The sequence below is a fragment of the Hungatella hathewayi WAL-18680 genome (genome assembly GCF_000235505.1).
GTDB classification, from domain to species: Bacteria; Bacillota; Clostridia; order Lachnospirales; family Lachnospiraceae; genus Hungatella_A; species Hungatella_A hathewayi_A.
In genome coordinates, this window is sequence record NZ_JH379027.1 from 1,994,148 (window position 1) to 2,006,605 (window position 12,458).

Annotated in this window: 11 protein-coding genes; all 11 read left to right on the forward strand. The window is 51.9% G+C overall.

Translation table 11 applies throughout. The features are described from left to right. The first annotated feature begins 153 nt into the window (after window positions 1-153). The 11 genes from HMPREF9473_RS08905 (at window position 154) to HMPREF9473_RS08955 (ending at window position 12,444) form a co-directional block, all read left to right on the forward strand. Window positions 154-705, forward strand: coding sequence for a hypothetical protein (locus HMPREF9473_RS08905; protein WP_006779757.1), 552 nt, complete (start codon window positions 154-156; stop codon window positions 703-705). 16 nt (window positions 706-721) lie between these two features. Further along, window positions 722-1,384: a hypothetical protein gene (locus HMPREF9473_RS08910; RefSeq protein ID WP_006779758.1), complete on the forward strand. Its 663-nt coding sequence runs from the start codon at window positions 722-724 to the stop codon at window positions 1,382-1,384. Between the two features lie 45 nt (window positions 1,385-1,429). Then, window positions 1,430-2,086 (forward strand): hypothetical protein, encoded by a 657-nt coding sequence (locus HMPREF9473_RS08915; RefSeq protein WP_006779759.1) that lies wholly within the window; start codon window positions 1,430-1,432, stop codon window positions 2,084-2,086. Window positions 2,087-2,170: 84 nt separating this feature from the next. Then, a complete protein-coding gene (locus HMPREF9473_RS08920) occupies window positions 2,171-2,365 on the forward strand; it encodes a helix-turn-helix domain-containing protein (RefSeq protein ID WP_006779534.1) in 195 nt (64 codons plus the stop codon). A 144-nt stretch (window positions 2,366-2,509) separates the two neighbouring features. After that, window positions 2,510-3,367: a tyrosine-type recombinase/integrase gene (locus tag HMPREF9473_RS08925; RefSeq protein ID WP_006779760.1), complete on the forward strand. Its 858-nt coding sequence runs from the start codon at window positions 2,510-2,512 to the stop codon at window positions 3,365-3,367. Window positions 3,368-3,788: 421 nt separating this feature from the next. After that, window positions 3,789-4,559 (forward strand): signal peptidase I, encoded by a 771-nt coding sequence (gene lepB, locus HMPREF9473_RS08930; RefSeq protein ID WP_138670035.1) that lies wholly within the window; start codon window positions 3,789-3,791, stop codon window positions 4,557-4,559. Between the two features lie 115 nt (window positions 4,560-4,674). Continuing rightward, a complete protein-coding gene (locus HMPREF9473_RS27655) occupies window positions 4,675-9,885 on the forward strand; it encodes a hypothetical protein (RefSeq protein WP_006779762.1) in 5,211 nt (1,736 codons plus the stop codon). 27 nt (window positions 9,886-9,912) lie between these two features. Next, complete coding sequence (locus tag HMPREF9473_RS08940) at window positions 9,913-10,503, forward strand: hypothetical protein (protein ID WP_006779763.1); 591 nt, start codon at window positions 9,913-9,915, stop codon at window positions 10,501-10,503. 32 nt (window positions 10,504-10,535) lie between these two features. Next, a complete protein-coding gene (locus HMPREF9473_RS08945; RefSeq protein WP_085952387.1) occupies window positions 10,536-11,069 on the forward strand; it encodes a hypothetical protein in 534 nt (177 codons plus the stop codon). Window positions 11,070-11,170: 101 nt separating this feature from the next. Then, on the forward strand, window positions 11,171-11,746 hold the full coding sequence (locus HMPREF9473_RS08950; protein WP_006779765.1) for a hypothetical protein: 576 nt from the start codon (window positions 11,171-11,173) through the stop codon (window positions 11,744-11,746). Between the two features lie 11 nt (window positions 11,747-11,757). Beyond that, complete coding sequence (locus HMPREF9473_RS08955; protein WP_138670037.1) at window positions 11,758-12,444, forward strand: hypothetical protein; 687 nt, start codon at window positions 11,758-11,760, stop codon at window positions 12,442-12,444. Window positions 12,445-12,458: the final 14 nt, after the last annotated feature.

The following is a 12,458-nucleotide window of genomic DNA, read 5'->3' on the forward strand; positions in this document are numbered from 1 at the left end:
GTACATCGACGAGGCAGCGCTTGATGTGGAGCTGGACAAAGGGGAGTATGCGTGTACCGTGAATTTTGACACGTACCGTATCCGTGATAATTCTTACATAGGAAGGGCCGCGGCGCAGATTACGCTGTATGTGCTGGAGTAGAGGTGCGTGTTATGACAGGAGAAAAACGAAAGAGAGAGCCCTGGAGCGGACGCCGCCGCGTGGCAGGATTTCTGATACTGGCCCTGTGCTGCATGTCAGGGGCCGCGGGAGGCGTTTATATCAGCCACAGAAAGGCCCCGGACAAAACGGAGGGGCTGGCCTACGAGGCCAATATCGTCATGGGAGACATCCCTGGAAAGACGCCGGAAGAGCGGCAGAGGGAGCTGGACTCCGTGGTGGAGGAAGGCATGATAGCCATGTCCATCAACGGAACCCCCTCAGGAAAAGCGGCCGGTGCGGACCGCGGCATCAACTGGCTGATTGAAAATCCCTCGAACCAGGGAAAATTAATCCGCGTGGAGGTCACCCGGGACGACACCGGCAGGAAAATCTATGAGACAGGGGCCATCCCTCCGGGAAGCTACGTGGAGGAAGCGCCGCCGGATGTGGTGCTGGAAGCGGGAGTGTATGACTGCACGGCGGTATTTTACGCCTACCGCCAGGAAAATGAAGAGTACATCGGACAGGCGGCGGTGAAACTGAAGCTGACGCTGCTGGAATGAGAGGAGGGTGGAGCCATTGGGGAAAAGAGAAGTCCTGCTGTTTGGCGGACTGCTGGCGCTGTGCCTGCTCCGGACGGATGCAGACCCGGTGTACGCAGAGGAACAGGCGGAGACGAAGGAATTTGAATTTGTGATGGAGAGCTCCTCCACGGAGGTGGTGTCGGAGCTGAAAGGGACAATCAAGGTGGAGCTGATTTCCGTGGAGCTGCCGGCGGGAGGATTTGACTTTAACATCGACCCGGAAGCCGCCTTCAGCCCCCAAAGCCCTGGAGGGCAGATACAGAGCCCGCTGATTCGTGTGGCGAACCATTCCGTGGTGCCGGTGAAGCTGGAGATATCGCAGGTGCCGGAGATCAAAAAGGAGGATGTGGTGTACGCGCCAAAATTCGGAGCCGGCCCGGAGCAGAGTTTCCGCCTCTCCGGAAAAGTATCGGAAACGACGGCGCCTGGAACCGCCATCCTGGTGCTTGGCACCGCAGGAACGACATACCGCAGTGAGGCGGATTTTGAGCAGTACGCGATTCTGCCCGGCAGAACCAACATCCCGGTAACGGAACTGGAAGCCCACGGAAGCCGGGACTTAAAGCTGTACGGAAAAGCATCTGCGGACTTTTATGGGGCCTACCAGTTCACGGTAAGCCCGACACTGAAAATCAGTACAGTCAATGCGGCTGATTGATAGAGAGAAACAAAGAAAAAGAAGAGGATTCAGGAGGAAAAAACGATGAATAAGCGGTTGAAGAAAGTAACGGCAGTAGTAATGGCAATGGGCATGGCAGCCACCGGGAGCATGGCGTCCTACGCGTCAGCGCTGCCACCGGCGGCAGGTGTGACTGAAGAGTCAGAGATGAACATCAAGGGTACGGCAGGCACCCAGACATCCGAATTGACAGGTTACATTGCTATTACAAACATCAAGGTAAAGGTGCCGGTAAAAGCCGGTTTTGACATCAACCCCAACGGAACAGTGGCGGTAGCGGCGGATAAATTCGGACTGATAGAGACACAGGCCAGTACGTATCAGATAGAGAATCTCTCCACCACAGAGCTGACCGTCAAAATCTCAAACGTCGCAGTAAGCGGCGGCGTCAATCTGGTGACATCGGAGCCAACGGATGCGCCGGCTGACGCCAAAAAACTCATGTTTGCCATCAAAAAAGCAGGCGTTGTCCCAGCGCTCGCCACAGCCGGCGACTGGATGACAGCCGGTGCAAACGACTATTACCTGGATGCCAGCGGAGCCCCCCTGGCCCTGAAAGCCAAGGGCGACGCCGACGGTGGAGACAAAGTAAACATGAAACTATACGGAATCACCAAGAGCGGCTGGACAAACGGAGCCACCTTCTCCGTAACACCCACCTTCACCATCGCAGTAAAATAACGAAACATAAGTACAATAACGAAACATAAGTACAATAACGAAACATAAGTACAATAACCAGGAAAACGAAAGGAGAAAACCACCATGGCAACCAGAATCCCATGCACCCCATTCGGAAAGAAAATGAAAATCGCAATGGTAGAACAGGACATCCCCCAGCAGGAGCTGGCCAGACGCCTCGGCATCGCCAACTCCACGGTCAGCGACATCATCTACGGCCGCAACCAATGCGAGCGCACCAAAGAGCGCATCGCCGAGACCCTTGGCATCAAAGGATAATAAAACCAACTTTTACAAACGAGTTACCGCGGCATCCATTTCCCGGTAACTCGTTTGTCTTTTCCAGATATTCGATTGCAATCGGACCGGTAAGATTATATAATAAAGAAAATTATAATCTTACGGAGGAGGATTTTTTTTAATATGGAAGAACGCAAAAATATGGAAATAACAGATGAAATGCTGGCGGGCTACCGGGAGTATCTGCGGGATGAGGAACGGAGCCAGGCGACGGTGGAGAAATATCTGCGGGATGTGAAAGCATTTGTGAACTATCTTGGAACCGGGCGGGAGGTGGACCGGGAGAGGGTAAGGGATTACAAGGAGGCGCTTCGGGAACGGTACAAGATTACCAGCGCCAATTCCATGCTGGCGGCGTTGAACAGTTTCTTCGTGTTTGCAAAGTGGGAGGAACTGAAGGTTAAGCTGTACAGGGTTCAGCGGGCGATGTACAGCCGGAAAGAACTGGAAATGACGGAGAAAGACTATGAGAAGCTCATCCGGGCAGCCAGGAAAGACGGGGATGAGAAGATGAGTATGCTGATTCAAACCATCGGAAGCACCGGAATCCGGATCAGCGAGCTGAAATTCATAACCGTGGAAACGCTGGAGACAGGGCGGGCGGAGATATACAATAAGGGGAAGTCCAGGGTAGTGCTGCTGCCAGTGGAATTGACCAGGCTGTTAAAAAAGTATTGTAAATCAGCGGGAATCCGGACCGGAAGCATTTTCATCACCCGTCAGGGAAATCCGGTGGACAGAAGCAACGTGAGCAAGAAAATGAAGCAGCTGGGACGAGAGGCCGGCGTGGACACGGCGAAAATATTTCCCCATAACCTGCGCCATCTGTTTGCGAGAACCTTTTACAGCATAGAAAAAGATGTCATCCGGCTGATGGATCTGCTGGGACATTCCAACATCAGCACGACCAGGATTTATACGGCGGCGACGGAGGAGCAGCCAAGGCGGCAGCTGTCGCGGATGAATCTGGTGTTAGGTTAGCCGGATAACGATTCGAGAAAATAAAAAATACCCCATAATATGGATTATGCGGTATCATAAATCATTTCTGAAGGATATTTCCTTCGTGATATAGTCTATTATACCCACTTTCGTAAAAATTGCAAGATTGGAAAAGGAAAAAATTGCAAAAAACGGGAAGAGATTCGCAGAAATGTGGATAAATAGGCAGGAAAACCGGTGATTGGGCTTTTGGGAGCAAAATCGCCTGCTTGGTGTGCCGGAATTTTGGAATGCCAGGTTTCCATTTTTAGAAAAATCATTTCAGACGATCAAAAAATCATGTGAAACAGTCTCAGATTCATTTTTAATTCTCAAAAATCTTAGAAACAATCAAAACCGCATTCCGGCTGGCACCCTATAATCCATATTAAAGGGTAGAACCCGGAGAGAGGTGGACGCCTTGAATATGGCCGGAGGCAGGGGGAGTTCCCGGAAGAAAGAAAAAAAGGGCCAATTGAATAAGAATAAAAAGCTCCCGCATTTTCGGACGGTGTGCTTCGGGGGATTTGAGGAGACGCAGATTATCTGCTATTTGTGGAATATTATTAAATCCATGTCGGAGGAGCAGGAGGACCGGAGGACGGGAGGGACTGGCGCCGGGGACGGAGCATCGGAACTGGAGAGACAGCTGCGCAGGCAGGTGCGCGTGGAGATGAGGCGGTATTTTGTGAGACGGAGACGCAGAAATGTGAGACTGGCGATGACCGTAGGAGCGGCATTGCTGTGCGTTACCGGGGTGTTTGGATGTCTGATTGGAGTGGACCGGGTGTCGGGGAATTCCATGTATCCGTATTTAAATAACGGGGATTGGATTGTGTACAGCCGGATTGGAAGCAGATATGTGCGGGATGAGGTTGTGGTGTTTGAGAAGGATGGAGAGAACCTGGTGAAGCGGGTAGCGGGCCTGCCGGGGGACCGGGTGGAAATCAGCACATCGGGCAGCCGGGTGGTTATCAACGGTGTGCAGATAAGAGAGGATTATGTAACACTGGCGGATACTGATGGAGAGAAGGACGATATGGGGCCGCCGCTGACGGTGATGGATGGGCAGTACCTGGTGCTTGGAGATAACCGGAGCGTATCCATCGACAGCCGTGACAGTGGAATGGGGACTGTTCCGGCAGAGCATATCATGGGCCGGGTGGTGCTGGTAGTCCGGGCCAGAGGATAGATAAGCAGCCAGACGTTTAGAGCCAGAAGGCCGGAGCCTGTGGATAAAGGGCAGGGATAGAATTTGAGACAGGGAACAGTGGGAAGAGAAGGAATAAGTTGTTGGAGGTACGGAAATGAGCCATTTTGTACTATATAAAAGAACGAAACGGGAGATGCACCTGCGGTATCTGGCGTTGGGAGCGGTTTGTATCCTGGCGGCGGGACTTGTGGGAATGGGACTGCACAGTATCGGGATGGCCCGGGCAAAAAGCCGGGAAGCCATACCGATTTATACGGAGGAAGAGTTGTCCCGCTATCTGCTGGATAAGGAGAGCGAAGATTATAACCGAAATGGAAGGTACCGGCTGGAGGAGGATTTGGAACTGGGCTGGCTGGAGGAATCCATCGGAACGAATATAGAGCCATTTACCGGAAAATTTGATGGAAACGGTCATGTGATAAGTGGTTTGACGAGACCATTGTTTGGAGTGTTGGAACATGCGGAGGTGGAGCGGCTGTTTTTGAGCGATGCATCGATAGAGAATCCATTTACGTATTATGACGGAGAACGGTATGTGGACGGGTATGGAGCGCTGGCGGCTTATGCGGTTGACTCGTCGATTCGAAACTGTGGGATGGGCGGAGAAATTCACACGGCCAGTCCGGTGGAAGCGGAATACCAGATCGAGAAAGGCAGATTATCTGACGTAGATATGTGGAAGGGCCCTGGTGTACAGGAGACGGTAGAGTTGGAAGAGACAGATAGAAATATGGAAGAGGCCGGACCTGGAGTCAGCTATGAAGAGAACGATGAATCGGAATCATCCATCAGTGTTCCATCAAATGATAATGATCCGGAGGAAGGGCAGCCAGAGATTGCAGGACCGGAAATGGAACAGACAGAGAGCAGTGTGTCCGAGACGGAAGCCGGTCCGCCAGAAATCGAGTTGCCGGAAACATCAGCAGGAGATGGAGTGGAGACATCAAAATCAGAATCGGAGAATACTGAGACGGAAACGTCAGAGATAGAAAATGGAACTGTTGAAACAGATGAGCCGGAACATGAAAGTACAGAGGTTGGTGCATCGGAAGGGGATGCGGAAGAATCAAAAGCAGAGATAATAGAATCAGAAGCAGAATCAGAAACAAAACCAGAATCAGAAGTAAAACCAGAAGAGGGAAGTCTCGTCACAAATGGGCAGGATACCCTCAGTATGTCAGAGACGGTTGGCTATCAGAAGCATGACAGACAATATCTGACATTGAAAGTATCTGCCGTCGTGGATTTCGATGAGGAGACAAGTCCTCTGGCAAGTCCATCCGATGCGGATATACCGGATGCCACTCCATCCAATGCCGAGGATGTTTCAGACGCAACTTCAGATGCACAAAGTTACGATGAAAAAAGTGCAGGAAATGATGCTGGAGAAGGAGAGACGGAGTACATAGGAAATCCAAATGGAGATATTTATATTCTGGTGACGGCGGAGCGGGTCATGGCAGGTGGGCTGATAGCGCAGACGGCAGGGGATACCCTGATATCAGACAGCTTCGTTCTGGTGACCATAGAGTCCCAGTTGAACACCATAGATACCTACGTGGGAGGGCTGGCAGGAATTCTTGGGGATGAGACCAGAACGGAGAACAGTTATGCTGCCGGTCTGACGGATGGTGATGATGTGACCGGAGGACTGGCGGCAGTTAATGAAGGGCAAATTGAAAATTGTTATTCAACGGTGACAATCGGAGCGGCAGGGCGGAGCAGAGGACCATTTACCGCGGTCAACGAAGGCAGTCTGAGTGGCTGTGTTTATGACTGGCAGCTGGCGTGTATTGGAGCGGAGGAAGAAGCAGCTCCCGGTGTGATGGGACTGAATACCAGTCAGATGACTGGAATGGAACATATGTTAACAGGAAACTGGTATGTGGCAGAGCGTGCGTATCCCCAGCTGGAAGTATTTGCCCAAAGTGAGAATGAAACGGTCAGGTCTTATTCCAGGGCTTCCGTCATAGCACTGGATTTACCGGAAGGAACAATGCTGCTTGATGTTTTTGGGGAAGACGATATTGTGCTTCCGTCCGAAGTGGATGGGGAAGCGATTCAGTGGGATGCAGCTGGGGATGCGGATATTGATGAGAATAACCAGGTACGAATCAACACCGGAGCCAGAATATTCAGTCATGATGTCCCTCGGGTGGAGACTTCCCTGGAACATGCCGATACGGAGTCAGAGGTGTCTGAGGAGGCTGGGACGGAGGAAACGGCTTCGGTGAATGGGGAAGATGCAAGAGCCATCCAGTTGAAAGGAACTGTTGGAAGTGCAACTCGAAATTTTGCTATAACGGCTCAAGCGGCAGTTCCGGCAGCTGCTTCGTATCAAAGCTGGGATGGGGTGGGAGCCGAACTGTATCAAGCGGGTTCCACCTTGCCCGGCAGCGGAACATCTGCGGATCCCTATTTGATTGGAACGGCGGAAGAGTTAGCTTTATATGCATATTTGGTAAATTATGTCGATCGAGGAGTTTGTGGAAAACTGACGGGAAATATCGATTTATTTGGAGCCAGTTATGTCAATGTGAATCCCGAAGATGCCACAATTGATAATATTGACCGTGCCCTTTGCTGGAGGCCGATTGGCTGGTCATCGAAAATGTTTCAGGGAATATTTGATGGAGATGGGCATACAGTATCCAATTTAAAGGTAGTAATGTTAACTGGTCCTGGTTGGAACCTTCCAGAGGGCTTTGGATTATTTGGATGGTGCGACGGAGGAGCGATAAAAAATGTAGGTGTCTCTTCTGGACGAATAACGGTACCAATGCGTGCTGCTGGAGTCGTAGGAAGAATTGCTGGAAATGTGACAATCACAAATTGCTGGAATAACGCAACGATAGAAGGTTCCACAACAGTAGACGATTCGAGTGTTTTTGGTGGAATTGTTGGTTACATCCTAACTGGAAGCGTAAAAATAGAACATTGCTACAATACTGGAACAATTACAGCGGCGGCGAACTATGCCGGAGGAATTCTTGGTCACAAATATGGGGAGCAGAAAGCTTCTGTTACAATAATCGATTGTTATAATCTTGGGAGTGTTTCGGGAAAGCAAGGTGTTGGCGGAATCTTTGGGATGCAGGAAGGGACGGGAAGTGTTGTTCAGAATTGTTTTAATGTAGGCAATATTACAGGAGACGGGAATGTAGGAAGTATTATCGGATATAACAGCGTTGGCCCTGATAGCATACAAAATTGCTACTACGACAAAGAAACATCCCTTGTATCAGACGCCACTGCAAAAGCATTAAGTACCACTCAGATGCAATCCTGGGGTGCAGCCTATGCACTAAATGGAGGAAAAATGGACGGCTCGTGGGAATTTATAGCCGGGGATTATCCACGTTTCGGCACCCTCCAACCGGCAAACTGGGAGCTGGTTGGGGAGGCGCTGGAATATGACTTGCTGGGTTCCAGTTACGCCAAACCGTCAGGAATCGGTACGGCGGATGACCCGTTCCAGATAGGAAATGCGGTGCAGTTTGGGTGGTACGCCTATAAAATAAACAGTGATTCAGCCAATTGGGGCCTGTGTGCAGATCTGACGAATGATATCCGTGATTTCGTAGGAACGGAATGGGGAGGGACGCCGGATCAACCAATTGTGTGGACGCCGATTCGGATTTTTGAAGGTACCTTTGGAGCAGGACATACCCGGCCTTACGAACTGGAAGGGATGCGGATTGTTGGAGTAAGGAATATCGGAGTGTTTGGATACGTGTCTGGAAATGCAAGTGTGTCACGGTTAGGGGTGGTATCTTCTTATTTGGAAGGAGGTGCTAGGAATCCAGGGAATGAGGACTGTATGGGTGCGATATGCGGTGCTATGTACAATGATGCAATTGTGAACCAGTGTTTTGGCAAAGATAATAAATTTAATTTAGTAGGAGAGGCGTTGAAAACGGCAACTATTGGGGGAATCGTAGGTAAGTTAGACCTGGCGGCTATTATCCAAGATTGCTACAATCAATTTCATGCTGCCTCCGATATCACCATAAGTGGGACTTACACAAAGCTTAATGTGGCGGGGATTTGTGCAAATATGGAGGGGGCTTCAAATGGGGCGTTTCCAGTGAGAAACTGTTATAGTGTTTGTAAAAATGGTGGTTTATTCCAAGCACCAAATGGTATATACCTGACGATTGGTGATGTAGGTGCCAATACACCAAGAGGTGGTATGTTGAGAAACAGTTGCAGCGATGGTGTTTTCAGTGGAAAGAGACAAGTATCTGATGTGCGGTTTGTAGATATGAAGTCTCATAAACCACTTGCTTACCTCAACAACATGGAAGCAGGCAATTATTCTGAAATTATGCGGACAGGCGCAGACCGCGTGTGGTACTCCAGTCTGGATGCGGAGGGGACTGAAGGATATCCTACTTTAATTGCACCAGAGACGGTCAGCGTCACATTCAGCCCGGAGACGCCAGATGGAGGGACGACGGTAAATCTGCCAGGGAATCTCTCTGTGCCGAGTATGAAACTCCGTGCGTTTGAAGTCACGGATAGCCTGTTTACACCGGGGGCAACCGGAGAAAGTCTTACTTTGGTTTCCAGCACAGCTATCAGCGGCGCAGGCAGTGGATATTACCAGTACGGAACCACAAACGCCAATCAGAAACTGGGCTTTAAGGCAGGCAGTACGGATTTGTATGGCAAGGCGGCCTCTCTGAATAATCCGGCTGTAGATTTGGGGACCGTAAATAGTATTACCCTGTATGCGGCGGCGGCCTATATCAAACCGGAGAACCGGTATATTCTGCTGGAAGCATCATCCGGGACCACCCGTTATGAGGTGCAGATAACCGTGGAGGGAAGCAAGGGAAAGACACTGTCGGCGAAACTTCCGGTGAAAGTGGGAATTGTGCTGGAACCGGCGGTGGAACAGGAATCATACAGTGCGGATTTGGAACTGGAAAACAAGAATCATTATCCTATCAATGCATCTATCACCACCGTAGTGAAGCAGGCGGATAAAGGACTTCAGCTGTCGCTGGTTTCCTCCGATGTCGATGTGGGGATGGGGAGCGCCCGTCTAGGCATCACATCGCCGGCGTCCGGAAGCGATACGGGGAATCTCGGCGGGAAACACTACTACAAGCCGGCGGCCGGGAGCACTCCGGAGAGCTGGTTCTCCTGTAAAATCGGCGCCGGTACAGCCTTCCGTTACCGTTATTTCATGGAGCACGCCGTTCTGTACTATGACACGGCCCAGAACTTCGGATATGACGTCACCTACCAATTGAAGGTGTCGGATAAGGATGCAGGCAGTGAAGTGGTGGTCAGCTAATCGCTAATCAGGTGGATGAGAAAATGTATGAGAAAGGTAGAAGCAGAGATGGGAAAGGAAGCCGGGAACAGCCGGAGAGATAACAGGATGCGGAAACCAACGGCTTCTGCCCGCCACATTACTATGGCGGTGGGAATCACGACTGTGGCCGTATGCGCAGTGATAATCGCGGCCGCCGCTTTTGCCATCTATGGTGTGCCTGTCTCCACTTGGATACCGTCAGACCTGGAACCGGACAGGAATGCCATGGACGGAACTCTGCACATGGTGGACAGTGAGGATGTGGACGAAGGAGAGTTCTGGGTTCTTTTAAACCAGCTTCCCACCATAGAGGAAGGAAGCCGGGAGTGCAATCTGGAATTCGAGAATCCGGAGGAGAACCATTACGGAGCCAGAATCAGTCTGCATTTAAAATCCTCCGGAAAGAAAATTGGCGGAACGGACCGCGTGGACCCGGGAACATATGTGGAGACGGTCAAACTGAGCCGGAGCCTGATGGCGGGGGAATATCCGCTGGAGGCCAGAATTGAGTTGTTTTCCGGGGAGGAGCCGGCCGGCGGTATGTCGCTTGACGTGACGTTAAGGGTAATCAAGAAGCAGGGGGATGGGACATCGTGAGAAGAGCGGAGAGAGAAAAACGGGAGAGACGGATAAACAGCCAGTGCGGGAAAAACCGAGCCAATGCGGTCGTCATTGTACTGGCGGCGGTGTTCTGCCTGATTGTGGCTGGAGGGGCCGGGTATTTTGTCCATGCCGCCAACAGCCAGCCACAACTCCAGTTCCCCCAGCTGGAGCCGGAGGGAAATGTCCAGAGCGGCACCCTCAGCGACCCGGCCGGGCGGCAGGCGGAACTGGATGCTATTGTCCAGGAGGGAATGCTGACATTCTCCATCAATGCCACCCCGGCGATGAGGGACGGAAAGGGAAATGCCAACCTGATGATAGAGAATCCGCCGGGAAATGGGAATCGTTTCACCGTGACCATCAGACGGGAGGACACCGGGGAAGAGATATATAAATCCGGCTATCTGGACCCGGAGCAGTACATCGGGGATGCCCCGCTGGATGTGGAACTGCCGGCGGGAGAGTACCCGTGCCTGGCTTATTTTGACGCGTACCGCATCAGCGACAACGCCTATATCGGAAGGGCGGCGGCGAAAATCACGGTGTTTGTGCAGAACTGATGGACAAGGAATATATTTGGAATTTATGACGGTTCATGGTGAATGAACAGCAGTAACCTGATTTAAGTATCAAGACAGAAGATAGGAAGAGGAAAAAGCTCATGGAAGGACAGGAAAATCGGAAAGGGAGCAGGCGGGGTAGGGACAGACCGGAAGGTAACCGTCCGGGAGGAATCAGGCCGCTCCTGGCATTCCTCGCGGGAATTGCACTTCTGGCAGCGGCAGCCTTCTTTCTGGCCGGTAGACAAAAACCGGCAGAGGGGGAAGGTCTGGTATACGAGGCCAACATCGTTTCCGGCGACATTCCCGGCAAGACCAGGGAGGAGCGTCAGCGGGAGCTGGATGCCATCGTGGAGGAGGGCATGCTGGCCATGTCCATCAACGCCACGCCGGTGGGAAAGACCACCGGTACCGACAGAAACATCAACTGGCTGGTGGAAAATCCTTCCAACCAGGGGAAACTGATTCGTGTGGAGGTCTGGCTGGACAGCCAGGAGGAGCTTATCTACGAGACAGGGGCCATCCCGCCGGGCAACTATGTGGAATCCGCCCCGCTTCGTACGGAACTGCCGCCGGGCGAGTATAACTGCACGGCCAGGTTCTATGCCTACCAGGAGGACACGGAAACCTACATCGGCCAGGCGGCAGCACAAATCCGGCTGACGCTGTATGAATGAAAGGGGAGTCAATGGCAGTGAAGAAAAAAATTATAAGGGCACCAGCGCTCCTGACAGCCGCCATCCTGTCCATGACCATACCGTCTCCGGCTGTCTATGGGGCGGCGGAGCACGCAGGAGCGGCCGAGGAGACGGAGGTGGTCTTCAACCGGCTGATGGGGGACCAGAAAGTGGATACGGAGCTGGTGGGAAGAATCAAAGTAAATCTGATATCGGTGGCCATGCCGTCCGATGGGTTCGATTTTCAGGTATACCCGGAGCGGGAATTTGACGCGGTGAACTGCCCGGATGGTCAGATAGTGGGGCCGGACCGGCTGGAGGTGACCAATCATTCCGTGGTTCCGGTACGCCTGGAGATATCCAGGGTGGAGGATATCCGGGCTGACGATGTGGTCTTTGCGGAGAAATTTCCGGGAGGGCCGGAGCAGTCGTTCCGGCTGCTGGACAGTCTTTCCGGGGTGGGACCGCCGGGAACCGCCCTGCTGGTGCTTGGAATAAGCGATAAACATTACACCAGCCGGGAAGAGTTCGAGCAGTACGCCATCTGTCCGGGAAAGACCAACATCCCGGTGGCGGATTTGGAGGCGGAGGAGACCGTGAGCTTAAAGCTCTATGGAAAAGTGGCCCCAGACTTTTACGGAGCCTACCGTTTCACTGTCCGCCCGACGCTGAAAATCAGCGCGCTGAAAGCAGAATAAGTCAAAAATAAAAG